We start from the raw sequence: 24,696 nt of genomic DNA on the forward strand, positions 1-24,696 counted from the left end.
ATTGAGGACAAACACTCATATCCTTAATCCCGATATTATTTTATAGTAAGGCGCATCTAGGACTTGACTGGAGCATTATTTATGACTAAGCTAATGTTAGTGATTACTAACAATCATTACGTGTCTTATCCTTCAGAAAGGGAGCTGATCATGCGCCAAGCTAAGCAAGTGAGTACGGAGAAATTGTTACGTGCAGCGATCGACCTCATTTCGGAGAGAGGCTATAACGGCGTCACGACACAAGAAATTGCAATAGCCGCCAATTTAAGCGAAATGACGCTTTTTCGACATTTCGGAAGCAAACAAAAATTGCTCGAAACTGCTCTTGAACGTTTTCAATATGCTGAAGAGATGCGAATACTCTTCAGCGAGCAGCTTGTATGGGAGTTAGAAAGTGACCTCCTAACAATAAGCAGAAAATATCATGATATTATGAACCGGGACCGAAAGCTAATACAGATTGCCCTAAAGGATGAGGTCAATATTCCGGGTTTTAAAGAACGTCGATTGAAGCATCCGCGCCAGCTGTTGACGTTACTAACGGATTACTTCACCACGATGAACGAAAAAGGAAAAATCGTTTGTTCGAACCCTACCATGCAGGGTTTCTCATTCATGATGGCCCAATATGGTGCGTTTATTAATGACCTGGAAGCCGGGAACAATTATCCTGGTATCAGTCTCGAACAGTTTATACAAGAGAACGTAAAGATCTTTGTCAGGTCTCTAGCCCCCAATTCCTAAAGCGCATTTAAGAGAGGAGTTAAAAAATATGATGAACGAGGAAGTTTCTGCATTCATCGAAAATCTTAATCAACCATGGCAAATCGAAGTGAGCAACCGATTGCGTCAAATGGTCCATCAAACGATTCCAGATGCAGAAGAACGTATCCAATACAAAAAGCCTCATTTCCTAAAAAATGGGCATTATGCGGCCGTTATTTCACCTTCTAAAGATGCCATTGCATTTATGATCATGAACGCATCCGGCATTACGTTTCCGAAAGGATTTGAAGGGCCTGACGAGAGAAAATGGTTAAAAATCCGCAAAGAGGATACACCCGATTATGATCTATTGGCCAATCTGCTGGTTCAGACTTCCACCAAACTGTAGCATTGAATCGGACATGAGTAGGACATCAAAAATGATAAGCCATGGGAGGAAATACTGTGAAAAATACGGTAAATGTATCGGCAAGACCTGGAATGAAAGAATTAGATCGAATGGTAGGCACTTGGAAGATCTCTGGCGGTGCTAGCGGTACGGTAACTTATGAGTGGATGGATGATGGATATTTCCTTATGCAGCGTAGCGCAATGGATTTCCAGGATCGTGTAATGAAATCGCTAGATATAATTGGGTATGTGAAAGGGTTTGGGGCTGCAGAGTCGGAACCCAATATTACTTCTCGATCTTACTCAGATGGCGGTTATATAACAGATTATACTTATGAATTGAAAGGAGATACCCTAATCATTTGGCGTGGTACCATAGGTTCTTCAACATTTTCCAAATCAACCTTCAGTGAAGATGGAAACACATTGACAGGGGCGTGGGAGTGGCCAGGTGGTGGTTATCAATTTGTAATGACTCGTATGAGTTAAGCGAGGAAGCGGACTCAGGCGACACATCCTCACCACCTAACCGCATCGCGGAAAGCCATAGATAATCGATGTATGTTCTTGTCATTCGACGGGACATAACTGATTGCACCGAAGCTTGAGAAATCAAGCTTTTTTGTTTTTATGTCCCGACTTTTGTGTCGAGAGAAAATGCACAAAAATAGGGACATTGTACTCTAACGACAAAAATCTAAAGACATTATCAGAATTTCCAGAAGAGCTGAAAAACAGGCTTTGATAATGGCTTGGCTAATCGATCGGGCAGTTAAATTGAAGATCAATTGAGGTGAATCGTATCACGAGTAGTGGTAAAACGGAAGCGTTATCAAGAGTGATGACGTGAGACGAATATTGACATTCGCATTTCGTTACACTAAACTGTAACTGAAACAGTGAAGTGTAAACAATTCTTGGATTAGGTAGGTGATCGTGTTGAATATGTACACAGCGAAGCAAATAGCTGATATTTTGCAGAACGACGACCCTCAAATAAACTTAAGAACGGTTAGATATTACACACAGATAGGAATTATCCCGCCTCTTGAATTGGTTGGTAATAAAAGGGTGTATACGGATAATCATCTTCATTTTCTTCGTGCCATTCTCACGTTGTCTAGAAGCGGTGAAACCTTAGCCTCAGCACAAGAAAAGTTAGCGAGTTTGCCGATTGAGGAAATTATTAAAATTGGTGAAAATCTTAAATTATATCAATTAAATCAGATTTTTCGGAACGAAACACATGTCTTAAACGATGATGTTATTATCTCGGTCAGTTCACGTGTTTCACCGGAATTGAAAATTAAGATGATCGAAACCGTTACCCAATTACTGAAAGGAGAGGGGAATCGATGATCAAAGTCCGGCATGCAAAAACAGCAATAGAAAATGAAGAAGGCATGAATCATCTTTGGATTCAAATTGCTCCAATTGGTCAAGTTGAGAATGTTCGAATACAGATATCTCTTCCGATAGGTATTCATCGAACTCGTAGTGTAAATGGTGTTGATGAAGATAGCACCGGAGAAATATTTATTCTTAACCCACGAGTTGCAAATGATGTCTTCATTGAAATCTTCACTCGAGAACCAGTAACATGCGAAAAAAAAACCATCAATGTGGCAATTAGCTACAAAGACGAAGTTGGAAGGGTCACTCGCGTTGAACACTTTGTTCCCTTAATGGTTGTATCAGAAGAGGAAATCGATAGCATTAGCACTGATGAAGAAGTTGTTGAAAAGATTAAAGAACTGAGGCAGCAATTCGAAAGTAGCGATGCACAAGAGTATATCGAACTTACACCAATGAAGATTATCAGAATTGAACATCATATTTCTGAATGGGAAAAGAAGTATCGAATTGAAGGAACTATACAATAGGAAGGCAATCCGTGAATCGTATACCTTACGTTGTGGAACATACATGGATGAACACAGCGTTTCGCCTGACTATGTAGCTCAATCAAGACCGTATTATGCGGTGTGAGTGGAGCCTAGCAACAGGAGGAAAAGAAACATGAGCACAGCGCAGCGAATTATGATATGCGAAGATGATCCGAAGCTGGCGGCGATATTGAAGGCGGCGATCGAGAAATATGGATATGTGGCCGGCGTTGTCGAGGATTTCGACCGGGTGCTTGCGTATTTTCAGGCATTCGATCCTCATCTCGTCTTGATGGACGTAAACTTGCCCAAATTCGACGGCTTCTACTGGTGCAGACAAATCCGGCTTCAATCGAAATGCCAGCTGCTCTTTATTTCCGCCCGTTCCGGCGAAATGGATCAAGTGATGGCGCTCGAATACGGCGGGGACGATTACATTACGAAACCTTTCCATATGGAAGTCGTCATGGCGAAAATTCGCAGCCAGCTGCGGCGCGCTTACGGCGAGTATGCAAACCAAAACCATGCGCACGAGCGAATCGTGAAACTGTCCGGAATGGCTATCTATCCGGAAAGACTGGAAGTGGAATTGAACGGAATCCGTTTGCCCGTTACAAAAAAAGAAAGCGATCTCTTGGAGGCGCTCATGGCGCAACATCCTCGCGTCGTAAGCCGCGAAGCTTTATTGGAAAAGCTGTGGGACGATCAGGCTTTCGTCGATGAGAATACGCTAAATGTGAATATCACCCGGTTGCGCAAAAAATTGCAGGAAATCGGCATCGAAAACGGCATCGAAACGGTGCGCGGTGCCGGCTACAGGCTCCAGGTCACCTGGAACGGCGAGGAGCTTGAGCGATCATGAAATTATTTATGCGCGAGCATATTCCGCTTGTCATCATTCACATCATTCAATTGTTTCTCGTGCTGCTTATTTATTGGCTAGATGGATATCGGAACGTCCCTACCGCGTTATATGCGATTTTTCTAGGTTTGGTCGTGCTGACAGGTTATTTGTTCTATCGTTACTATACCCACCAATCGTTATATCACAAATTGGTGACACCGCTGGAGACGTTGGATGATTCCGTCGCCGATCGCAGCGGCAATGCGCCTTTCGCAGAAGCGTTCGACCGGCTCCTGAAATCGCAGTACGGGCACTATCAGCAACAGTTGAAGCAGCTCGAGAAAATTCAGAGCGATCATCTCGCCTTCATGAATCAATGGATGCATCAGATGAAAACGCCGTTATCCGTCATTCGCCTTTTGATGGAGGAGGGAGACGATCCGCGTTCCGTTAGCGTGCTTGAAGAAACGGACAGAATAGAGAAGGGGCTGGAAACGATGCTGTATGCCGCCCGTCTAGGCGCGTTCGAACGGGACTTCAACGTGGAAAGCGTCGGACTAAGGGCAATCGTGGAAAATGTCATTCACGAACATAAGCGCTATTTTATTGGCAGCAAAGTGTACCCCGAGCTTCAAGTAGATCCGCGGCTGTTCGTGGATAGCGACGGCAAATGGCTTGCTTTTCTGATTGGGCAGGTGGTCACGAATGCGATCAAGTATTCAGCGGATTCGCATCAGAAAATTACGTTTTCGTCCTCCACGACCAACAAGGAGGCGATTCTCGAGATAAAGGACCGGGGCATCGGCATTCCTCCCGAGGATCGCAAACGCGTCTTTCAACCTTTCTACACCGGGGAAAACGGCAGGAAGTATCGCGAATCGACTGGCATGGGGCTATATTTCGTTCAGGAAATATGCAACCGTCTCGGTCATCGCATTGAACTTGAATCGCAAGTCGGGCAAGGTACCACCGTGCGAATCATGTTCGTATCTTACCTTACAAAGATGTAAGGAAAGTGAAAGGTTAATCGATCAGGTACGCTCCCCCTTTTCCTATACACTAGGGTACATAAAGCAAGCTTGCGAAGTGCAAGCGGGAGGAGAAGACAGGGAATGGAAATGTTAAGTGTTCGCCAATTAAACAAAATCTACGAAGGCAAGGTTCCGTCCAGGGCGTTGACCGACATCAATATGTCAATTGAGCAAGGGGAATTTGTCGGTATTATGGGGCCGTCCGGAAGCGGCAAAACGACGCTGCTAAATCTCGTTGCGGCGATCGACGCTCCTACGTCTGGGGAAGTGCTCATTAACGGCAGCAACCCGCACAAGCTCAGCAAGCGGGAGTTGGCGTTGTTCCGCCGCAAGCAATTGGGGTTCGTATTCCAAGATTTCAACTTGCTGAACACGCTAACGGTAGAGGAAAACATCGTGCTGCCGTTAACGCTGGACGGCGTAAGCGTTAAGCATATGGAGGAGAAGGTTGTCGCAATTGCCAAGACACTCGGGATAGAAGCGATTTTGAAAAAACGCACATACGAAATTTCCGGCGGACAAGCCCAGCGGACAGCGATTGCAAGAGCGATGATTCATTCGCCGAAGTTTCTGTTTGCCGATGAACCGACGGGCAACCTTGATTCCAAGTCCGCAAAAGCCGTCATGGAGACTTTAAACGAGATTAACCGCAACGAAGGCACGGCGATGATGCTGGTCACGCATGATGCATTGGCTGCAAGCTATTGCCATCGGGTCATTTTCATTAAAGACGGCCAGCTGTTTAACGAGATTTATTGCGGAAATAGTCGGCAGGCATTTTTCCAGAAAATTATCGACGTACTTTCGCTGCTAGGGGGGAACGCGCATGACCTTTCGTCAATTCGCGTTTAACAATGTCCTGCGCAACAAGCGCACGTATGCCGCCTATTTTCTTAGCAGCGCCTTCTCTGTAATGGTGTTTTTCATCTATGCCGTATTTGCTTTCCATCCGGGGCTCGGGGACGATTCGATCAATAAGAACATCAAGTTCGGGATGCATTTTGCGGAAAGCTTGATTTACGTGTTCTCCTTTTTCTTCGTGCTGTACTCGATGAGCGCGTTTCTGAAAACACGCAAGAAGGAATTCGGTCTCATGGTCATGCTTGGGATGACGAATACGCAATTAAGAACGATGATCTTCCTTGAAAATATTATGATCGGTTTTTTCGCTACGTTAGCAGGTATCGGGATGGGGCTCATCTTCTCAAAATTAATGCTGCTCATAGCGGAAAGATTTATGCATTTGGATACTGCCCTGCCTTTCTACATGCCGTTTAAGGCGCTTGCTTTGACATTTCTCGCTTTCGTTGTCTTGTTCGTGTTCATTTCCTTGTTTACAGTGACAATCTTAAGAACGAACAAGCTAATTGACCTTATCAAGGGTAGCGCGAAACCGAAAACGGAGCCGAAATTTTCGGCTTTATTGTCGTGGCTCGCCGTTTTGCTACTAAGTTGTGGTTACGCGGTTGCTTTAATCGTGAAAGGCATCTTCGTCGTGTACGCAATGGTTCCAGTAACGATCGTTGTTATCATAGGCACTTACTTCTTATTCACCCAGCTTAGCGTATTTCTCATCCATAAGTTCAGATCGAAGCGTTCGTTTTTCTGGCGCAAAACGAATATGCTGTTCTTGTCCGATCTCGCTTATCGAATGAAGGATAATGCCCGGACGTTTTTCATGGTAGCGATATTATCGACAGTCGCTTTTTCGGCCATCGGTTCCCTTGTCGGTTTTCGGGCGATGATGATCAAAACGGTGAAAAGCGAAAATCCTTATGCTTTCGAGTATATCGACTATTCGGGCTCCAATGAGCATGCTGCCGATGATCTCGCTTTGATCGAACGGGAGCTTCAAGCGGATCATATTCAATACAATCGTCTACAAGCCACTATGTCGCGGGTTAAAGCAGTAAATACGCAAATAGACGCAATGATTGTGAAGCAGTCGGAATTTAATCCGATCGCGGTCGCCGCAGGCGAGCAACCCGTCGCCCTGAAGGAAGGCCAGTCGATGATGATTTATTACGAGAACTCGCTCAAATTTAACGCGGCGGCGGGTGCGCTGAAGAAGGTACAATTAGCAGTCAGCGGCATTACCCTTGATCCGATTGGCAGACAACCGTCGGTTGCCATTCCGAACTTCTCAAGCTACTATGTCGTAACAGACACCATGTTCGACAAGTTGGTACCCGGTAAGAAGGATGTTTTTTATGCCTTTGAAGTGCAGACTAGCTTATACGATACAAGGGATGCCGGAGAGAGACTTTCGAAGCAATTAAAAGGAAAAAACAACGGATTCAAGGCACTTGCTTACGATCTTTTCGAAATAGAAAAGGGCTACAGTGTCGTTCTCTTTATCGGCTTCTTCATCGGAGCGGTGTTCTTCGTAGCATCGGGCAGCTTCTTATATTTCCGGCTTTATTCGGATCTGCCGGATGATCAAACAAAGTTCTCCGCCATTACGAAGCTAGGGTTAACGGGAGGGGAATTGTCCGGAATCGTGACGAAACAGCTGTTCATCTTGTTTTTCGTCCCCATTATCGTAGCGACGGTTCACGGTGCGGTTGCCTTAACCGCCATGCAGCATCTCTTCGGCCATTCGTTAATGAAAGAAGCATTTATGGTGCTCGGCACGTTCGTACTGATCCAGCTTGTTTATTTCCTGCTTATTCGTTCCCGTTATGTCAAACAAGTCGCAATGTAGATTAAAGAGCCGATAAAGGTGAATCATTCACCTTTACCGGCTCTTCACATTTGAGGAAACGAGGGCAGGTCTATGGATGATTTGCATTTTTATTTCAAGCTCCCATCCTCCTGCAAATGGAGCTCAATCCCGGATATGACGATCATGTCAGCGATGGAACTAAATCTTGTAGAAGGACAAGAACTTACATTCATTAAGATCCGTGTGCTGCGCGGTTTTTTTATTTTATCGATGCAAGTTCTTGTCTTTTCCTCGGGACAAGAACCCCACAACCACCGTTCTTTCGAATTCTTGTTGTTTGATTCGATAAAAAGTACAAAATTAGTTCACCTAGTTATACTATTGATGAACTGTTCCATAGAAACGGGACAACACCGGAAGGTCATCGACAATGGTATAAACTAAGTGCGAAGGAGACAGTTAGTCATGTCAAATAACAACGAAAGCATTTATTGGACATTGATTGCGCAAGGAGAATGGAAAATGCATATCGCCGTCACAGAAGGTGGGCTTTGCTTTGTAGGCGCGAATAATCATCCGTTTGAAGAATTGGAGGGATGGGCAGCAGTCCATTATCCAAACAAAACACTAGTCCAAGATAATGAAGGTTTGCGTCTCTTTTCAACGGAGATCGTACAATATTTTCAAGGAATCCGTGATTCATTCAGTTTCCCACTTCACTTAAAAGGGACTTCTTTACAACGGTACGATATGTTACTCAACAGAAATGAGGGCAGTGGATTGGACTGGCAAGCTTTGCATCAATCACTTGATGAACATGGTTACGCCAGGTTGCCACGTTTGATTGCCCCAGACGTTTGTACATTGCTTATGGAAGGATACGATGACGAAGCGCTCTATCGTAGCACAATAAATATGAAACGGTACGGGTTTGGTCTAGGGGAGTATAAATACTTTAATCATCCTCTCCCAGACAGCGTGCAACGATTACGTGAACAATTATATCCGGAGCTTGCCAAAGCAGCTAATCGCTGGCTAAAACATTTAGGTCAAGATGCCAGGTATCCCGAAGAATTATCTGATTTTTTATCTCATTGTCATCAAGCAGGCCAGAATCGACCAACGCCATTAATTCTGAAATATGAATCGGGTGGCTATAATTGCTTACATCAAGATCTATATGGGGAAGTATTCTTTCCTTTCCAAGTAGTCTTTGCACTAAACCAGCGAGAAGTGGATTTTTCAGGTGGAGAGTTTTTGCTTGTAGAACAAAGACCACGCGCCCAGAGTAGGGGCCACGTTATCACTTTGAATCAAGGAGAAGGACTTATTTTTCCGACCCAACACCGTCCTGTTCAAGGGACGCGTGGTTATTACCGGACAACGTTAAGACATGGAGTTGGTACGATTCACTCTGGTAATAGATATAGCTTAGGGATTATTTTCCACGACGCAAAGTGACAAATATTATCGGAATATTCTGGTATTAATGTTTACCGATTACCGATCGGTCATATCATTAAGCTAAGGGCAGGGTATTGTAATCACATCGCGAATATTTTGGATATGGGATAATTTAAGGTTAAGGAGTAAACATCATGATTCGGAACTTATATGAGACTCATTTACAAGTTAAAGATCTGAATACATCTATAGAATTCTATAAGAGTTTAGGCCTAGAACTATCGTTAGTAATTAGGACTTTGGGAAGTTCCGAAAGGCAATGAAGTGCAAAGAAGACACTTTGCATTTGGAACTGAATTGGATTTATATAGAACCAATTGTCCATACTTGGATGCCTGCTGCATCTATTTATTTTAATGATCCTGATAATAATGAATTAGAATTGATTTCATGGCTACAAGATGAGCCTCAAGAAATCGGATATGTACCTTATTTAAGTGAATGGAATATCGAGCACGATAGTTGAAACAAGCCCTCTCAATCATAGAGTTGTTTTCTGTATGTCCAACCTGTCCATAAGTTCATATTTCCGTAGATATTTGCTCATGAACCTCGTTGCACGATATCAAGTATCCAGCGGCAGCAACTAAACGACTGCCGCTGGACAAACAATTGTGGAGAATTAAATCTAGGTGTTTAAAACAGCAGCGGTAAGTCCAGCGAAGTTTATCGTCATTGTTTGTTGCCCGGATAGGTTATTGCCTGTAGCCCGAAGAGTATAGGAATGAGTGCCGGTAAGCGGTGCTTCGTCGCAAGTTGTAAGAGCAATCGTGAAAGGTGAGTTAGCCATTGATGAAGTATCCTGTGCGGTACCAATTACTGTTCCATCATCACGAACAATTTGTAATGTTATGAACGTATTATTAGAGCTCGGTGTCCATGTTACGTAGCCGGTCAACCAAACTGTATTGGTAACTGCGGTCACATTTACCGTTACAGTTAACACGGTAGCCGTTGGTGCGGTTGCGGTTAAGACGATAGGTGGAGTACCAGCATACTTTGCACAATTAAATCCAGTTAAGAGCCCTGGGGCTCCAGCGGGTCCTTGTGGTCCAGCGGGGCCTTGTGGTCCGGTGGCGCCTTGTGGCCCAGCGGGGCCTTGTGGTCCGGTGGCGCCTTGTGGCCCAGCGGGTCCTTGTGGTCCTGGAGGGCCCGGAGGTCCTGGTAATCTACCCATTAAACAGTCACTCTCCTTTTTAAGTTCAATGTAAGGTATTCAGTTTCACTGCAAATGTGTAGGTAAATATCTTTATTCGAAAGAACCCTACATAATTGGGTATTGATCTATATAGCATCACTTTTGCTCGGGACAAGTCGGCATCATGACGGGAATGCCGACGGACGATTCGCGCCGACGGCATCCGCGACAAGAGCTCAAGCGGCCGTCATGCTGAAGCGATTCCTTCAATACCTGCATATGATCGATTAAGTTAAGAAACGCGCTTCTTACTATGTAAAAGAAAACGGAACTCAGTCCAATTGGCCGGGTTCTTTTTCATGAATGGGAATCGGCTCGCCCCGGGGCATCGGATAAATTTTTGGCATGTACCCCCTGAAATTCGACATTTGCTGCGAATAGTTATTCATGTTAACCGTAAGCGTATGGAGGAAGTGGCATGGAACCCGTCATCATAGAGAAATCAAAGCAACGCAAAGTATGGAAGAAATTCATGATAGCCGGCTTTCTGGCTTTAGGCTTGTTTATCTTCATAGGGGGGTTCATCTTCGGCCTATTGGTCGACAAGCAGGATGTTTCCCTGCTGGACAAGCCGCTTCCCGCGGCGACGGTCTTTTATGACCGGAACGGTAAGGAAGCGTTGCGATTATCGCCGGTTCACGCGACCGAGGCCGTAAGCTATGATCGTTTGCCGAGGCACTTGGTCGACGCGGTCGTTGCCGTTGAAGATAAACGGTTTTTCGAGCATGGCGGGACGGATTTATTAGGAATCGGCCGTGCGCTATTTACCAACCTGACGAACGGCAAGACGGTACAGGGAGCGAGTACCCTTACGCAGCAGTTGGCCAAGAACGTCTTTCTGTCGCAGGAGCGAACATGGACCAGGAAGTGGAAGGAGCTGCTGCTCGCCCAAAAAATCGAAAAGACGTACGACAAACCGCAAATCATTGCGATGTATCTCAATCAAATCTATTTCGGCGAAGGCGCTTGGGGGATCCAAAAGGCGGCCGATGTTTATTTCGGTGTTAGCGTAAATCGGTTGACGCTTTCGCAATCGGCGATGCTGGCGGGGATCCTCAAGGCGCCTTCGGCACTGTCGCCTTTCACGCACAAGGAGAAGGCGCTACAGCGGCGCGACGTCGTCCTGGGGCTCATGAAGGATCAAGGGAAAATCACCGCCGCAACTTACGATGCCGCCGTTCAGGAGCCGATCAGCTTACGCGGCTCCGACAAGTCAAGCGCGTCCGAAGCGATGAAATACCCGTATTACATCGATCAGGTCATCCGAGAGGCTTCCGATCGGTACGGACTGACGGAAAACGACGTGCTGCATGGCGGCCTGCGAATATACACGGCGCTTGATCCTCGCATGCAGCAAGCCGCTGAGAGCGTCTTTGCGCAGTCTTCCGTGTTCCCAGCTAGCGTGGCCGATCAACTGATCCAGAGCGGCGCCGTGTTGGTCGATCCGCGCGATGGCGGCATCAGGGCGTTGATCGGCGGTCGGGGCAAGCAGCCGTTCCGCGGGTTCAACCGCGCCGTGCAGTTGAAGCGTCAGCCCGGCTCGACCATGAAGCCGATTTCGGTTTATACGCCTGCTTTCGAGCGTGGGTATACCCTGGAGGATTCGTTGTTGGACGAGCCTGTCGATTTCGGCGGCTATCAACCGCAAAATGCCGGAGGGGGATACCATGGGGAAGTCTCGATCTATGACGCGATTATTAACTCTTATAATATCCCGGCCGTTCGGCTGCTGAACGAAATCGGAATCGATGCCGGCATGGATGCGGCGAAACGGTTCGGTCTTGAGCTTACGGATGCGGATAGAACCCTCGGTTTGGCGCTTGGCGGCTTGCAGGAAGGGGTATCACCGCTGGATATGGCCGAAGCGTTCGGCGTATTCGCGAATGACGGGACGAGGATACCGGCTCATTCGATTATCCGTATCGAGACCGCAGATGGCGATACCGTGCCGGCCGATTCCGAACCGGTGCCAGTCAAGACGACCGAACCCGCGGTGGCCCGGACGATGACCTCGGTGCTCGTAGGCGTCGTAAGCGAAGGTACGGGCCAATTGGCCGGTCTTGCGGAACGTCCAGTCGCCGGGAAGACGGGAACAACGGAAATGCCCGGCACCGGCGGGAAGGGCATCAAGGATAACTGGTTCGTCGGGTACACGCCACAACTTGTCGGAGCTGTCTGGCTTGGATACGACCATACGGACGGCAGCCATTATTTGACTACGACCTCCAAAGCGGCGGCCGCCGTATTCCAGAAGCTGATGAGCGAAGCGCTTCGCGGCGAGCCGGTGCTTCCTTTTCCGAAGGCTGACGGAATTTCGCAGAAGAAGCCCGCGAAGCAAGGCGAATCAGAATCGGAAAAGGATCACAAAGACAAGAAAGATAAGAAGAACCAGAAACATGAGAAAAAAGAGAAAGACAAGCATCCGAAGCACGGCAAATCGGAAGGCAAGAAAAACAAAAAGGACGAGTAATGGGAGTGTACTTATGATGAAAGTCGATTACGAAGATGCGAAAAGATTTGCCCCTATTAATGACAATACGGCGCTTGACATTCGTACCGGTACGATAGTGGAAGCAGAGATGGTTGAAGAAGCAATGATCCCTATGATAAAGCTCATCATCGATTTTGGGCCTGAGATCGGGCTGAAAACTTCAAGTTCGCAGATAACGAAGCGAACCAACACGGAGGATATGATCGGAAGGCGAGTGATCGGAATCATGAACGATCCTCCTCGGCGCGTAGCGGGATTCAAATCGGATGCTTTGGTTCTTGGTAGAATCCTGGAAATCGGCGATGTGATTCTCTTGAAACCTGCAGCCTGCTGGGGTGATCCTGAAGGCTGTTCAGCTAACGGGCAGTTCGGCTGGTATTTTTAACCAAAACACATTGACATCATAACAATCGTTGTATAACATACGTTATATAACGATTGTTATTTGAAGGGGATGACGAATTGCCTCCCAAAGCAGTAATAACAAAAGAGAAAGTGTTAAATGCCGCATTTGAAATCGTAAGGGGGCATGGAGTTGAGGTTTTGTCAGCAAGAAGCATTGCCCAAAAGCTAAAATGCTCAACCCAGCCAATATACAGTATGTATGCAAGCATGGAAGAGGTAAAAGACGATGTGTATAACCGTGCCGTTGATTTTGCTCTAGCCAGAATGAATCAGTATTACAACGAAAAGAACTCAGCCGCCATGAATTTGGCTATCGGATGCCTTTTGTTTGCCCAAGAAGAAAAGGGTTTATTCAAAGCACTATATCTTACTGATTACAGAAGACAATTTTTAGCGCGGAACACTGACAAGCTTAGTGAGGAGTTATTTGCTGCTTTTTTACGGATCGATAACCGGCTAAGTGAGCTTGAAGAGAGCAAGGCCAAAAACGTCTTTTTTAAGTTGATTACGTATTGGTTAGGGATTGGAACTAGGATTAACACTAATACAATCGAGTTAGATATTGATGAGGCTACAGAGATGCTAGAAGAAATGTACATAATGCTCACGAAAAAAGAAGGGTTATTATGACTTAAGGGGGCTCCATGCATGACGAATGCCGTAGGACCAAAGCTGGGAGAAGGCGCATGTGCGGAAGTATTCGAATGGGAAGACGGCAGCAAGATTGTCAAATTGGCAAAGCCTAACACAAGCTCCGCTGCCTTACAAAGAGAATGGAATCATTGTCGAAGTGCTTGGGAGTGCGGACTACCTGTGCCCGAGCCGTTCGGCTTGGTTACTGTAGAAGGGAGACCGGGCGTTGTTTTTGAACGGGTTTATGGCGAGTCAATCTTAAACCGTTTTATAAACAAGACGATAGGGTCGAATAAAGGAGAGAACGGACTGGATTTGTCGGAAGACCATTTAGACGCCCGAATCACGGCACGATATTGGCAGAGCACCATTGGCAGAATACATCATTCTGATTCAATATGCGGTCACCCCCCCGTATCTGCCTGCTGAACTGAATCCCTTTTTAGACATTATCAGGGGATCGACAATCCGTATATTCTTAGAGGAGTATGAACGACTATCTGGCATCAGGTACGCAGAAATCGAGCCTTGGATCGCTCCTGTTGCAGCGCGAAAGCTTTCATCAGATGCCACATCTGAAGTGGAAAGAGCCTTACTATTGGATGAAATAAGAAGAAGAATGCGTAACAAGTGAGGTCGAATGTCTCCCATGTAGCGGAAAGACTACACTTGCTCGGCAACTTGAACAGAGATACTCAGCACTTCGTCTTACTCCCGATGAATGGCACACCAGATTATGGTCAGGATCTTGATGATGAGAATCACGAGAAAATACACGAATTAGTAGAATCCATGCTTTGGAAAATCGACGCTCGGGTATTATTGCTCGTAGTTGATATTATTTTAGACTTCTGATGCTGGGTACGTAGCCAACGAGACGATATGCGATTGCGAGCGTCAAAATTGGGTGCGGGTCGATTTGTTACGCTAACTGGAACGAAAGCTCAATCAAGAGGGACAAAAACAGACCCTTCTATTGAAAAAGTGCCAACTTTCCTGGGGTTAAGTAAAAGAGGAATCGTGTGCAATATCAGCTAGTCCTTTGCTTAACTCACTAAAATGGGATGCGGTCAAAGCCATATACGTAAAAGGAATCAAGACAAACAATGCCACGTTTCAAAATTGTCGGATGACAAGAACATTGTCCGTATGTAGTCCGCGTAAATCGCGGGCTTTTTCGTTTATCGAATCAAATTCATGTCATTTGGCGATGTCAAGAACTTGATTCGATTCTCGATTGGTGACAAGAGTATTGTCCGATTGCCGACTTCAATGAAAGCAACCGGTCCGGAACCAGCCTGCATTTCCCAATAGCGACACAGAACCAAAAGACTTCGTCCCATAAAGAAAGGGGATTGATAACCGTGACGTTTCGCGAACATCATGCAGCGACTCATGATGAGTTATTTGAAGAAGTAAAAGTGGGTCGATGTATCTTAGTAGATTCCCGTTCCAGCACGAAGAATAATGACCAACAGTATGAAAAGTACAAGTACAAACGCTGCCGCTTGCATACCGCCATATCCTGCACAAGAAGCGCCTACGCCTCCAACGTCATTGCCCATGCAATTCACCACCAATGTTTATTGTGATTTTCATCACCCGATTAATTTATGGGGGAGACAAATACTCGGTCAGTGCATTCACACAGATCAAATCAATAATCCATACATGTCTAAAAACTCAAGTATGTTAGACATCATCGGACTAACCGCTGATGATATGTACAAACGTCCGAAACCTGTGAAAAATACGTTCGATTCGGGACGAGTTGACGGACAGTGGTCCAGTGCAATTTCAAACCTTAATACATACACTAACCCCGAAGCCGTGACCATAAGGAGGGAATAGATAAACAATATGGGCAAGCTTAAGGTATGGGTAATGTCTAGCGAGTTCCAACCCAATATAAAAGGTGGTTTAGGAATCGCCGCTACTCACTTAACGAGAGCTCTGAGCAAATCTGGTGTAAAAGTCACAGTGCTTTGTTCGGGTAAATCTAATCGCTTGTCAATAACGAATCCGAATGCCAATCTGCGTATTCTTCGATTCCCCCGAAATTCACGATATTATAGCCATTCCAAAAAATCATTCAAAGCTTCCTCCGTTATGCGTGTTGTTTCTTCGGCGGGCTACAATCAACCGGATATTGTTCAAGTGCATAGCACGGAATTTGCAGATTCAGCCAAAGTGGCAAAAATGCGATTCTCGGCCCCGATCATCTATTCATGCCATTCGCTCACTTCGCAAGGTACCAACTCGCCTTCCGGGAAAAACCAAATGAAACTGTTTCGAAGTGCAAAAAAAATCGTCGCTCCGAGCAACTGGCAGATTAGAGCTATAAAAAAACGCTATCCACGAATGGTTAAGCGTTCAGCCATTGTGATCCCTCATGGTGTTAAACCATTATCCAAGAAGAAAAGGGGCACCCCGAATAATTTACTCTATGTTGGCAGATTAATTCCTTCTAAAGGTCTCGAGCCTTTAATTAAGGCAATTGCGTTACTATCTAGAAATCATAGACGTGTTCATTTGACGATCGTTGGAAGTGGTAAACCGAGTTATCAAAGAAAATTAAGAACGCTTGCAAGGCAATTCGGCGTGACGAACCGAATTCGCTGGGTTCAAAAAAAACCGTATAGTACCGTGCAACGAATGTACGGTTCTTACGGAGCTGTTATCATTCCAAGCAAGACCGAATCGTTCTGTTTGGTTGCGCTAGAGGCAATGGCAAACGGGGTACCGCTTATTTCTACTTTGTCGGGCGGGCTAAAGGAATTTGTGAACGGACAAAATGCCCAAATCATACGCGCTGTCGATGGTGCGAGTATAGCCAAGTCCATTAAATCGTTCTGGAGCAATCCTACCCTCTCAAGGAAACGAATAAACAATGCTCGATCAACTGCCGCCCGATTTAGATGGCCTGCTATCGCCAATAAATATAAGTCTTTGTTCAGAGTTTTAAGAAGGGGAAGAAAAGCATGAGCGGATCAATTAACCACATTGCAAAACGTTTTGGGATTAAGATAATCAAGCAGAAGAAAATTCGGGGCGGGATATATCGGGTTGTCACAACTAAAGGGAAGACGTACGCTTTGAAGCGGATGCAAAAGCAAGTAGGAAGAACAAGGTGGATGGACCGAATCTTGCTCAGGATCCGGCGAAATGGATCGCTTCTGGCATGGCGTGACCCTAATGCACGAGAGGGGCGAAAACCATATGTGACCAGTAAAGGTGGAAATTATGTTTTATCGCCTTGGATTTCGGGAAGGAAACCCTCTCCACGTTCATTATCGGATATGCGAGCATGCGGCATTGCATTAGCGCGCTTTCATAAAGCCGGACGTGCCGGACTAAATGGAAAGATTGCATATAGTGAAATTGGATCATGGTACTCCACATTAAGGATTAGAGAGAAGCTTATTAAAAACAAAATTGTTAAAGCAAGAAGAAATGGATTTAGTATGCCGATTAGCCGGTTTATCAAGCAACACGGATCGGAGTTCTTAAGATACTCGAATCAAGCTAAATCACTGTTACGAAGCAGCGGATATTACACCTACAGTCGAAGTCCGCGTAAGAACGGTTTTCTGTGTCATGGAGACGGAGGACCGAGCAACTTTATTTTAAATAACAAAGGTACTTACCTTATCGACTTCGAAACTGTACATGTAGACCTGCGAGCCTATGATTTATATCGGGTCATATATAATTCATGCAAAGATTATAAATGGTATTTTTCGATCGCAGCAGCTATTCTGGATGGTTACCGTCAGGTTTCTAAGCTCCACAAGAAAGATTTCAAGCTTATGCGTGTGTGGTTGCGATTTCCGTTGTCGACATATTTGGTATTTGCCCCTTTCACGAGATTTCCGTTTACAAAAAGTCGTTTACATTGGGCCCTTCAATCCGAAAGAAGAATTGGCCCATTTTTGAAGAAGCTTGATAAATATGCCGCTAAGTATTGTTCCTAATAATGAACAAACAACTTTTGGCAATATTAATTCGCAGCGAGTAAGTTTAGAACAACAGCAACAGTCTAGTGCATGGGCTAGGGAACCCAGTTCATCGAATGTGGAAGGTGGAAAGTAATGATGGTAGCGGAAGCTGTACATGCGTTGGATAATCTTTTTTCAACCAGGGCCAATTGATCTTCGAATACTCCGATCCCGTAGAGAAAGATCCCATGAGATAGGCGGCCGTTTTTTGCGTTTAAAGTAGTTGTGTAGATGATTAGGAAGTATAATGTCCCGACATTTGTGTCGTTAGACATAAATAAGAAGTGTGAAAAACTGTCCAACGACACAAAAGTAAGGACATTGTAGGCAATCGACAAAAAAGTGGGGACATTGTCGCGAGTTGATCGAGCCCCGTCATACAAAAAGAATTATACATCGGATCCCGCCAACAATTCGGCATGAAAGTTAGGGGTGATCTTTGCGCTCTTGAGCACCTTCTTCTTGAGCTTTCGAAATTCGACGGTTTCCGCTTATACCGGCTCGCTCGGCGGAATCAAAGCCTTTAATTTGATCGCAATGGGAGATTGGTGGACGACCGGATTCTAACCGAACTACTTCGACGACGTTTCGGTTAACTGACTGCCATAGATCATTGATTTATAGACGATTTAATCTTCTGTCCTTAAAATCCGGTCAGTCGTATGATGGCAATGAATAAGCGATCCGGAAGGGGACTGACGAGTGCGATGCTTGTTCCTGGACTTTGTTCCGTTACTTTTCGCCGATTGGATCCTGAGACCACTTGCTGACCGCAAATGCCGGGTTGACGGGCATTGAATGGGGAGGCGACGTTTTCGGAAGAGCGATCGTCCCCCAAAAGGAACGGTCGCTTTTCCGTTCAATTGTATTTGCATGAAGCGATGACATCCCTGGTTTCGAGTTACAGCGTGTCTACTTTTTAGTCTACATCCAAAACGGATTATGTTGGCCACTAGTAACATGCTTCGGGAAGGAAGCACACAAGTCCGAGTAGATGAACAGTATAGTGTCGAGGTAGTGAACGGTTTCCGTCATCTACCCACGCCGATAGCGTTGGTGTAAGAATAGATCGATTAGAAGAATCTATCATAAATCCAAGGGCTCGAAATAAGATCCCTCTTATACTTCTTGAACGTTTAACTGGAGATTTGTTTTTTAGCAAATTTAAAAATGACATAATTTATGGAGCAAATTGAACAATCCGAAAGAGTTGTCGAAAAGACATGTGGTAACATGTATAAAATTCCTTATTTCTAGCGTAGCCACAATAGCGGAAGTAGTTATAGTACTGGTCCGAATGCTTCAAGACAAGCAACAAACGGTGGCGGAAATGCTTTTCGACCTGGGGATTGTCCATTTGCGGACACCCTTTCGAGCTTAGGAACAGCACAGTATATATGGGCAAATTCTGTTTGATCGAAAACTTCATGAAGCATGGTTACAGGTTAAGGCAAACAAAGGCGCAGGTGGAATCGACGGCGAAACTTTGGAGAGTTATGAGAGGAAGCTGAATGAAAATCTAAGCGGACTTTTGCAGAAACTCCGAGACAAAACTTATGTTCCATCTCCCGTACGCAGACGATATATTCCAAAGAAGAATGGGAAGATGCGTCCGCTAGGTATACCTAACATCGAAGACCGGATTGTGCAACAAGCCATAGTGAACGTGTTACAGCCCAAGTGCGAAGAAAGCATCTTTCATCGCTGGTCATGCGGGTAACGTCCCAACTATGGAGCGAAACGCGTGGCCCAAATTATCCTGTGGAACATTGAGACAGACTATAATTTTATCTATGACTGTGACATTCGCGGCTTCTTCGATAATATCCCCCACAAGAAACTGATGGGGATACTGACGAAATACATTGCAGATGGAACAGTGTTGGATATGATCTGGAAGTGGCTCAAGGCGGGATATATGGAAGAAGGGAAATACCATGAAGTGGATGCCGGCACCCCGCAAGGTGGTGTCATCTCTCCTTTGCTAGCCAACCTGTAATAATCGAATTGGTCATGTCGGTCTGGATGTCGGGAACGGAAAAATGTTGAATACTTATAAGTCTCCTCCTGACGTAACGGTGACGAAATGGAGAAGTCCTTATTGGCTAAAAAGATATGGAACCGCAAGGGAAATATTGTAACGTAAATTTCGAAGATTAGACGTTTAGCGATGGCATGGAAAAAAATAAGATTCGTTCCGACCCCGTTATGGGGTCATTTTAATTCTCATCGTTTTTTAATCCGAATCACACGGGAATCTCAGGAACTTGGACTACAATAAGAAATGTATTCAAACAAAGAGGAGGAATTGAAGTTGAACAAAAAATTAATGGTCGGCGTCTTGGCAGTCGCGCTCGTCGGAGGAGGGATTGCAGGAGCCGCGTTATTGCCTTCCACGAATGCAGCCACTGCGGATCCGGCAAATTCCACGTCTCCGGTTCAGAAGGATCAAATTCAGCAAGACAACGACAAAGAAGTTAAAGACGACGGTGCGCAAAACGAGCAAGACAACGACAAAGAAGTTAATGACGACGGCGTGCAAAACAAGCAAGACAACGACAAAGAGGTTAATGACGACGGCGCGCAAAACGAGCAAGACAACGATAAAGAAGTTAACGACGACGGCGCACAATCGACTGCAATTACGAAGCAACAGAGCATTGATATCGCCGTTAAACAATCGCCGGGTGTTGTGAAGAGCGTAGTTCTCGAATCGGAAAATGGAGTGTCCGCTTATACTGTAACGATCAAAGATACCGCGGGCAAAGAACACGAGGTTACCGTTAACGCAACGACTGGAGAAGTTGTTCCCGAAAACGATTGAATTGATTATTTTCTTGGCCTAAGCGACTGCTTGGGCTATTTTTGTTATCTTATATCTTAAGACTGTCTGATTTAGACCTCGAATACTCATAATAACCTTGAGAAGGGGGATTTAACGTTGGCCAATGGCGTTTTGATCGTAGAGGACGAAAAGAAAATCGCACGACTGCTCGAGTTGGAACTGATCCATGATGGCTATACGGTAACGATAGCCGATAACGGGCGGGATGGACTCGATCAGGCGCTGTCGAAGGAATGGAAGCTCATCATCCTGGACATTATGCTTCCCGAGCTGAACGGCATCGAGGTATTGAGAAGATTACGAAAGGTCGACGTCGAAACACCTGTCATCGTCTTGACCGCGAGGAATACGACGCCGGATATCGTGTCGGGACTTGACCAAGGTGCGAACGATTACATCACAAAACCTTTCGAAATCGAAGAGCTTCTGGCCAGAATGAGAGCCGCCGTGCGCAATCGTTTCATAGAACAGACTGATCCGAAAGCATCAAGCAGCTCGCTGAAAATTGACAATCTGACCTTGAACAAAGCGACCAGAGACATTAACCGAGAAGGAAAAAAGATCGAACTTACGCCTAAAGAGTACGATCTATTCTTATTTTTGTTGGAAAATAAATACCAAGTGATGAACAGGGAACAGATTATCAATCACGTTTGGGGATATGACTTCGTCGGAGATACAAACATTGTAGATGTCTACATTCGTTATATCCGTAAAAAGATCGATCATGATTTCGATGTCAATCTCATTCACACGTTTCGCGGCGTCGGATATTGCGTGAGGGAGGAGGAGAATTGAAGCTTAGATCAAAGTTCACGCTTTTTACTTCCGCGTTGGTCATTCTAATCCTGCTTAGCGTGGACATCGTTATCTACTTCTTATTCATACGGCTTGCAACCCGCAATGAAATCGAGCTTCTACGTAACAAATCGGAACAAATCATCGAAAAAATCGGTCCGTCGGCCATGATGGAAAAGGGGAATCAACGACTAATTCTAAGTTATCTCCCCGAAGACTCTGCAATTCGGATTTTCGATCCGGATTTGAAGATCGTCCATATTTACCAAGAAGAGCAAGACATTGACTACGCTCGGATTCATCTTAAGTCAGTGGACGGTGCAAGCCTGGTCGAGATCAATGATCAGAAAATTTTAGTCGTCAGATCGCCCATTGAATCGAATAACAAAGTCGTTGGCGTATTTGAAATCGCCGAGAAGATGGAAACGCTGGAAACAAACCTGAACCTGCTCGTTGCGATTCTGATCTTCTCGACCGCTGGAGCCGCTCTGCTTAGCATCGCATGTGCATCGTTCTTAGCCAGGGCATTATTGAAACCGATATCGGACAGTATCGCAACAATGCGGGAAATCGAAAGCAGTCTCGCGTTCAAGAGAATCCCTGAGCGAAGTCCGTCGAACAACGAACTTTACCACATGACGGCAACCTTTAATCGGATGATGGGACGATTGGAGGAAAATTTTCATAAACAGCAGCAATTCGTCTCGGACGCCTCTCATGAATTGAACACGACGACCACCATCATCGAAGGCTACGCAAATATGCTTCGGCGTTGGGGCTCCACCGACAGGCAAATTCAGAAAGAATCCGTTGAAGCGATCTACGAGGAATCCAAGCAAATGAGGAACATGACAAGGCAATTGCTTGATTTGGCGGCTTCGCAACAAAGTGATCGACTGATGATAGAAGAGTTCGATCTTGTGGCGTGCTGCAGGCAGGTGTCCACGAGCGCCAAGCAATTGCACGCACAGAGCATCTCAATCGATTGCGCCGACGAACAAATCAGGATCACAGCAGACCCGACGAAAATAAAGCAACTGCTACTCATCTTGATCGACAATGCTTTGAAATACAGTAAGCGTTCGATCGAAGTGCGATTAAAGAAAGAACTGACGAACGTAGAGATTCGAATAAAGGATTATGGCATCGGTATTGCCCAAGTGGATGTCCGGAACGTATTCGAACGCTTTTATCGTGTCGACTCCTCTCGCAATCGGAAGACTGGGGGAACTGGATTAGGGCTTCCAATCGCCCAATCCATTGTGAAGGAGCATCACGGGACCATCCGCATTGAAAGCAAGGAAGGGATCGGGACGGAGGTTATTGTGCAATTGCCGCTCGAGCATAAAAATCCGCTACCGACGTAATTGGTCGGAAGCGGATTTTTTATTGATTTTCGCTTGTTAATAGCAACAGGATGTCCTTCGGGCGGACGTACGCTGCCCGAGAAGTTCGAAATCGTCACACGGATGAAGTGACCGCTCACGAGAAATCATAATTAGCGAACCTCATCGCATTGCGTAAGCTTGTCCATATATCGGCGCTCTCGCCGCCTAAATACCAGTAACCGTAACCGGCAAGGGAATAAGATTCGCCTAATCCGACTTTGAGGGATAACGATCGCCCATCTTCCAACCAAATCTGATTTAACGCGTTCGGAACGTTGAATTGGGCATAATATTGGCCATGATTCTCGTCCCAATCCGGTATTAACCTTTTCAATAGTATCATGTTATTTTGCCCAGCAAGATCCAACTCTGCCGAGGAAGTCGTATTCGTTGCGCTTGTCGTCCATAGTTGGGTGTAAAATGGCAAAGCAAGGATGACTTTGCGTGGGGACACTTTTTTTAGCAAGGTTTCTACTCCGTGACGCAACCAGGGGAGGGAGGAGACGGATCCCACTTCCGGATCCCCACTCCAATGCTCGTCATAACCCATTAGCACAACATAGTCGGCTGCTTGTCCGATCGCAGAATAATCGAAAACGTCTGTCCAATCCGTACCCGAATCGGGCGAAACATTGACGGATAACGTAGTTGAGATCGATTTCAATTGAGCATGAAGTTCCGTCACAAATGCGGTGAATGAATCGCGATCCTGAGCGCTCATGTTTTCGAAATCGATGTTCAAACCGTCAATGTCGTATTGTTTAACAAGATCAATTAACTGCCGAATGAATTCTTTTCTCTGGTCCTTGCTAGATAAAGTAATATGAGAGGTTTCCTGATCGGAATGATTGCCGACCATCGCCCAAACCTTTTTCCCCCGTTTATGCGCCCAACTAACGAGAGAGGTATCGGCGTTATTTTCGACAGCACTTGTCTTGCCTAGGAAAAACCAACGAGGAGATAAGGTGTTCACGTCGGATAGGGCTACTTGTTGCTCGAATTGTACTGTCGTTTGCCCATATTGCCATCCGAGTTGAATTTTTTCCGACGGAGTCGCACGAATGCGTTCGGACCACCCCGGATACGTCCACGCTCGATGTATCAAGACGGCCGCTTCTTGTCTTGAGATCGGTTCATTGGGGCGAAAACTCCCGTTATCTCCTTTCATTAGTCCGAAGTTCCGTAACCGAATTACGGAGTCTAGTGCCCATGGTGCGATCTTCGCCTGATCTTGGAAGAGAGCGTCGGGCAGAGTGGATGATATCACCAACGATTGCTTTACCGTTTGCTTCAACGCTCGAGACATCAAAACGGCGGCTTCTTCACGGGTCACGTCACGGTTCGGCTTGAATAAATGATGTGATGTGCCTTGAGCGATGTTTAACTGTATGGAAGATTGCACCCATGGGTAATACCAAGCCGAGGTCGGTAAGTCCGAATATGAAGAAATCGCGCCGGCGACCGGTTGGATGCCAAGTAATCGTTCTAACATGGTCACGAACTCCGCACGGGTTATAGCTTTATTCGGTTCGAAGTGCCTCAATCCAGTGCCTGTAATGAGATGATTCTCCGTCAGGTTAACAATCGCTTCCAGTGCATAATTTTTTCGGATATCATCGTAGGGAAGCCGGGATTCAGCAACTGCAGCGGAAGCCCTAACGGGTAGAAGCGTTATAGTCAAGGCAAGGATAAAAGCAGCCAACGAGCACCCGATGATCAAGAGGCGTTTCATGGCATGCAACTCACTTTCACTAGCTTTGTCATATAGATGCTTACTCTATCGTAACGAAAGTAAAGGCGAATACCTATCTTTAATTATTGGTAAGCTCGACCCCAGAACCATTCGAATCGCGTAAACGAATGGTTTTTTTGTGGTCACGAAGTCGACTAAAGGACTTAATAAAATGTTAAGAAACGGTTCACAAGCGCTTCAC

The 24,696-nt window shown here is 45.6% G+C and carries 21 protein-coding genes and 4 pseudogenes; 22 read left to right on the forward strand and 3 right to left on the reverse strand.

All coding sequences use genetic code 11. The features are described from left to right. Positions 1–150: 150 nt before the first annotated feature. The 16 genes and pseudogenes from ACFPOF_RS26480 to ACFPOF_RS26555 form a co-directional block, all read left to right on the forward strand. Positions 151–744, forward strand: coding sequence for a TetR/AcrR family transcriptional regulator (locus tag ACFPOF_RS26480; protein ID WP_378138551.1), 594 nt, complete (start codon positions 151–153; stop codon positions 742–744). A gap of 31 nt (positions 745–775) precedes the next feature. Further along, positions 776–1,114 (forward strand): DUF1801 domain-containing protein, encoded by a 339-nt coding sequence (locus ACFPOF_RS26485; protein WP_378138552.1) that lies wholly within the window; start codon positions 776–778, stop codon positions 1,112–1,114. A 56-nt stretch (positions 1,115–1,170) separates the two neighbouring features. Continuing rightward, positions 1,171–1,605: a hypothetical protein gene (locus ACFPOF_RS26490; RefSeq protein WP_378138365.1), complete on the forward strand. Its 435-nt coding sequence runs from the start codon at positions 1,171–1,173 to the stop codon at positions 1,603–1,605. Between the two features lie 456 nt (positions 1,606–2,061). Beyond that, positions 2,062–2,475 carry a MerR family transcriptional regulator gene (locus tag ACFPOF_RS26495; protein WP_378138367.1) on the forward strand — a complete coding sequence of 138 codons (414 nt, stop codon included), beginning with the start codon at positions 2,062–2,064 and terminating at the stop codon, positions 2,473–2,475. Further along, positions 2,472–2,999 carry a hypothetical protein gene (locus ACFPOF_RS26500; protein WP_378138369.1) on the forward strand — a complete coding sequence of 176 codons (528 nt, stop codon included), beginning with the start codon at positions 2,472–2,474 and terminating at the stop codon, positions 2,997–2,999. The genes ACFPOF_RS26495 and ACFPOF_RS26500 overlap by 4 nt, the downstream gene beginning before the upstream one ends. Before the next feature lie 136 nt (positions 3,000–3,135). Further along, a complete protein-coding gene (locus tag ACFPOF_RS26505) occupies positions 3,136–3,864 on the forward strand; it encodes a response regulator transcription factor (RefSeq protein ID WP_378138371.1) in 729 nt (242 codons plus the stop codon). Then, positions 3,861–4,856, forward strand: coding sequence for a sensor histidine kinase (locus ACFPOF_RS26510; protein ID WP_378138373.1), 996 nt, complete (start codon positions 3,861–3,863; stop codon positions 4,854–4,856). The genes ACFPOF_RS26505 and ACFPOF_RS26510 overlap by 4 nt, the downstream gene beginning before the upstream one ends. Positions 4,857–4,958: 102 nt before the next feature. After that, complete coding sequence (locus tag ACFPOF_RS26515) at positions 4,959–5,729, forward strand: ABC transporter ATP-binding protein (protein WP_378138375.1); 771 nt, start codon at positions 4,959–4,961, stop codon at positions 5,727–5,729. Next, positions 5,704–7,581: an ABC transporter permease gene (locus ACFPOF_RS26520; RefSeq protein WP_378138377.1), complete on the forward strand. Its 1,878-nt coding sequence runs from the start codon at positions 5,704–5,706 to the stop codon at positions 7,579–7,581. Before ACFPOF_RS26515 ends, ACFPOF_RS26520 begins: the two co-directional genes overlap by 26 nt. A 426-nt stretch (positions 7,582–8,007) precedes the next feature. Beyond that, a pseudogene (locus ACFPOF_RS26525) lies at positions 8,008–8,250 on the forward strand (methylated-DNA--[protein]-cysteine S-methyltransferase); the annotation flags it as partial. A 42-nt stretch (positions 8,251–8,292) separates the two neighbouring features. Continuing rightward, positions 8,293–9,003, forward strand: coding sequence for a 2OG-Fe(II) oxygenase (locus ACFPOF_RS26530; RefSeq protein WP_378138553.1), 711 nt, complete (start codon positions 8,293–8,295; stop codon positions 9,001–9,003). Positions 9,004–9,140: 137 nt separating this feature from the next. Further along, positions 9,141–9,472, forward strand: a pseudogene (locus ACFPOF_RS26535) (VOC family protein). Between the two features lie 1,150 nt (positions 9,473–10,622). After that, a complete protein-coding gene (locus ACFPOF_RS26540; RefSeq protein WP_378138379.1) occupies positions 10,623–12,674 on the forward strand; it encodes a transglycosylase domain-containing protein in 2,052 nt (683 codons plus the stop codon). A 13-nt stretch (positions 12,675–12,687) separates the two neighbouring features. After that, positions 12,688–13,080 (forward strand): tRNA-binding protein, encoded by a 393-nt coding sequence (locus ACFPOF_RS26545; protein WP_378138381.1) that lies wholly within the window; start codon positions 12,688–12,690, stop codon positions 13,078–13,080. A 77-nt stretch (positions 13,081–13,157) separates the two neighbouring features. Then, entirely contained in the window at positions 13,158–13,730 is a 573-nt protein-coding gene (locus tag ACFPOF_RS26550) for a TetR/AcrR family transcriptional regulator (protein WP_378138383.1), read from the forward strand. 659 nt (positions 13,731–14,389) lie between these two features. Beyond that, positions 14,390–14,485: pseudogene (locus ACFPOF_RS26555) on the forward strand (hypothetical protein); the annotation flags it as partial. Between the two features lie 684 nt (positions 14,486–15,169). Here the strand turns inward: ACFPOF_RS26555 and ACFPOF_RS26560 are convergent. Next, positions 15,170–15,298, reverse strand: a complete 129-nt coding sequence (locus tag ACFPOF_RS26560; protein ID WP_378138385.1) for a sporulation protein YjcZ — start codon at positions 15,296–15,298, stop codon at positions 15,170–15,172. Between the two features lie 295 nt (positions 15,299–15,593). Between ACFPOF_RS26560 and ACFPOF_RS26565 the strand changes: the two genes are divergently transcribed. From ACFPOF_RS26565 to ACFPOF_RS26590, 6 genes are all read left to right on the forward strand, one after another. Next, entirely contained in the window at positions 15,594–16,718 is a 1,125-nt protein-coding gene (locus ACFPOF_RS26565; RefSeq protein WP_378138387.1) for a glycosyltransferase family 4 protein, read from the forward strand. After that, positions 16,715–17,707, forward strand: a complete 993-nt coding sequence (locus tag ACFPOF_RS26570; RefSeq protein ID WP_378138389.1) for a phosphotransferase — start codon at positions 16,715–16,717, stop codon at positions 17,705–17,707. Before ACFPOF_RS26565 ends, ACFPOF_RS26570 begins: the two co-directional genes overlap by 4 nt. A 1,768-nt stretch (positions 17,708–19,475) precedes the next feature. Further along, positions 19,476–19,730: a reverse transcriptase domain-containing protein gene (locus ACFPOF_RS26575; protein ID WP_378138391.1), complete on the forward strand. Its 255-nt coding sequence runs from the start codon at positions 19,476–19,478 to the stop codon at positions 19,728–19,730. A 315-nt stretch (positions 19,731–20,045) separates the two neighbouring features. After that, positions 20,046–20,555: a PepSY domain-containing protein gene (locus tag ACFPOF_RS26580; protein WP_378138393.1), complete on the forward strand. Its 510-nt coding sequence runs from the start codon at positions 20,046–20,048 to the stop codon at positions 20,553–20,555. A 117-nt stretch (positions 20,556–20,672) separates the two neighbouring features. After that, positions 20,673–21,374, forward strand: coding sequence for a response regulator transcription factor (locus tag ACFPOF_RS26585; protein WP_378138395.1), 702 nt, complete (start codon positions 20,673–20,675; stop codon positions 21,372–21,374). Then, a complete protein-coding gene (locus tag ACFPOF_RS26590) occupies positions 21,371–22,741 on the forward strand; it encodes a HAMP domain-containing sensor histidine kinase (RefSeq protein WP_378138397.1) in 1,371 nt (456 codons plus the stop codon). Before ACFPOF_RS26585 ends, ACFPOF_RS26590 begins: the two co-directional genes overlap by 4 nt. 115 nt (positions 22,742–22,856) lie before the next feature. Here ACFPOF_RS26590 and ACFPOF_RS26595 read toward each other — a convergent pair whose 3' ends face one another. Beyond that, complete coding sequence (locus ACFPOF_RS26595) at positions 22,857–24,254, reverse strand: glycosyl hydrolase family 18 protein (protein ID WP_378138554.1); 1,398 nt, start codon at positions 24,252–24,254, stop codon at positions 22,857–22,859. An 18-nt stretch (positions 24,255–24,272) separates the two neighbouring features. Beyond that, positions 24,273–24,494, reverse strand: a pseudogene (locus ACFPOF_RS26600) (hypothetical protein); the annotation flags it as partial. Positions 24,495–24,696 lie beyond the last annotated feature (202 nt).

The sequence above is a fragment of the Cohnella soli genome, from assembly GCF_042655525.1.
GTDB lineage: Bacteria > Bacillota > Bacilli > Paenibacillales > Paenibacillaceae > Cohnella > Cohnella soli.

Excerpts from the sequence above, each read along its gene's own strand:
- ACFPOF_RS26515 (WP_378138375.1), top strand. The coding sequence starts at position 4,959 with ATGGAAATGTTAAGTGTTCGCCAATTAAACAAAATCTACGAAGGCAAG.
- ACFPOF_RS26480 (WP_378138551.1), top strand. The coding sequence starts at position 151 with ATGCGCCAAGCTAAGCAAGTGAGTACGGAGAAATTGTTACGTGCAGCG.
- ACFPOF_RS26560 (WP_378138385.1), bottom strand. The coding sequence starts at position 15,298 with ATGGGCAATGACGTTGGAGGCGTAGGCGCTTCTTGTGCAGGATATGGC.
- ACFPOF_RS26545 (WP_378138381.1), top strand. The coding sequence starts at position 12,688 with ATGATGAAAGTCGATTACGAAGATGCGAAAAGATTTGCCCCTATTAAT.
- ACFPOF_RS26595 (WP_378138554.1), bottom strand. The coding sequence starts at position 24,254 with ATGTTAGAACGATTACTTGGCATCCAACCGGTCGCCGGCGCGATTTCT.
- ACFPOF_RS26540 (WP_378138379.1), top strand. The coding sequence starts at position 10,623 with ATGGAACCCGTCATCATAGAGAAATCAAAGCAACGCAAAGTATGGAAG.
- ACFPOF_RS26485 (WP_378138552.1), top strand. The coding sequence starts at position 776 with ATGAACGAGGAAGTTTCTGCATTCATCGAAAATCTTAATCAACCATGG.
- ACFPOF_RS26570 (WP_378138389.1), top strand. The coding sequence starts at position 16,715 with ATGAGCGGATCAATTAACCACATTGCAAAACGTTTTGGGATTAAGATA.
- ACFPOF_RS26500 (WP_378138369.1), top strand. The coding sequence starts at position 2,472 with ATGATCAAAGTCCGGCATGCAAAAACAGCAATAGAAAATGAAGAAGGC.
- ACFPOF_RS26530 (WP_378138553.1), top strand. The coding sequence starts at position 8,293 with ATGTTACTCAACAGAAATGAGGGCAGTGGATTGGACTGGCAAGCTTTG.
- ACFPOF_RS26520 (WP_378138377.1), top strand. The coding sequence starts at position 5,704 with ATGACCTTTCGTCAATTCGCGTTTAACAATGTCCTGCGCAACAAGCGC.
- ACFPOF_RS26565 (WP_378138387.1), top strand. The coding sequence starts at position 15,594 with ATGGGCAAGCTTAAGGTATGGGTAATGTCTAGCGAGTTCCAACCCAAT.
- ACFPOF_RS26505 (WP_378138371.1), top strand. The coding sequence starts at position 3,136 with ATGAGCACAGCGCAGCGAATTATGATATGCGAAGATGATCCGAAGCTG.
- ACFPOF_RS26510 (WP_378138373.1), top strand. The coding sequence starts at position 3,861 with ATGAAATTATTTATGCGCGAGCATATTCCGCTTGTCATCATTCACATC.
- ACFPOF_RS26495 (WP_378138367.1), top strand. The coding sequence starts at position 2,062 with ATGTACACAGCGAAGCAAATAGCTGATATTTTGCAGAACGACGACCCT.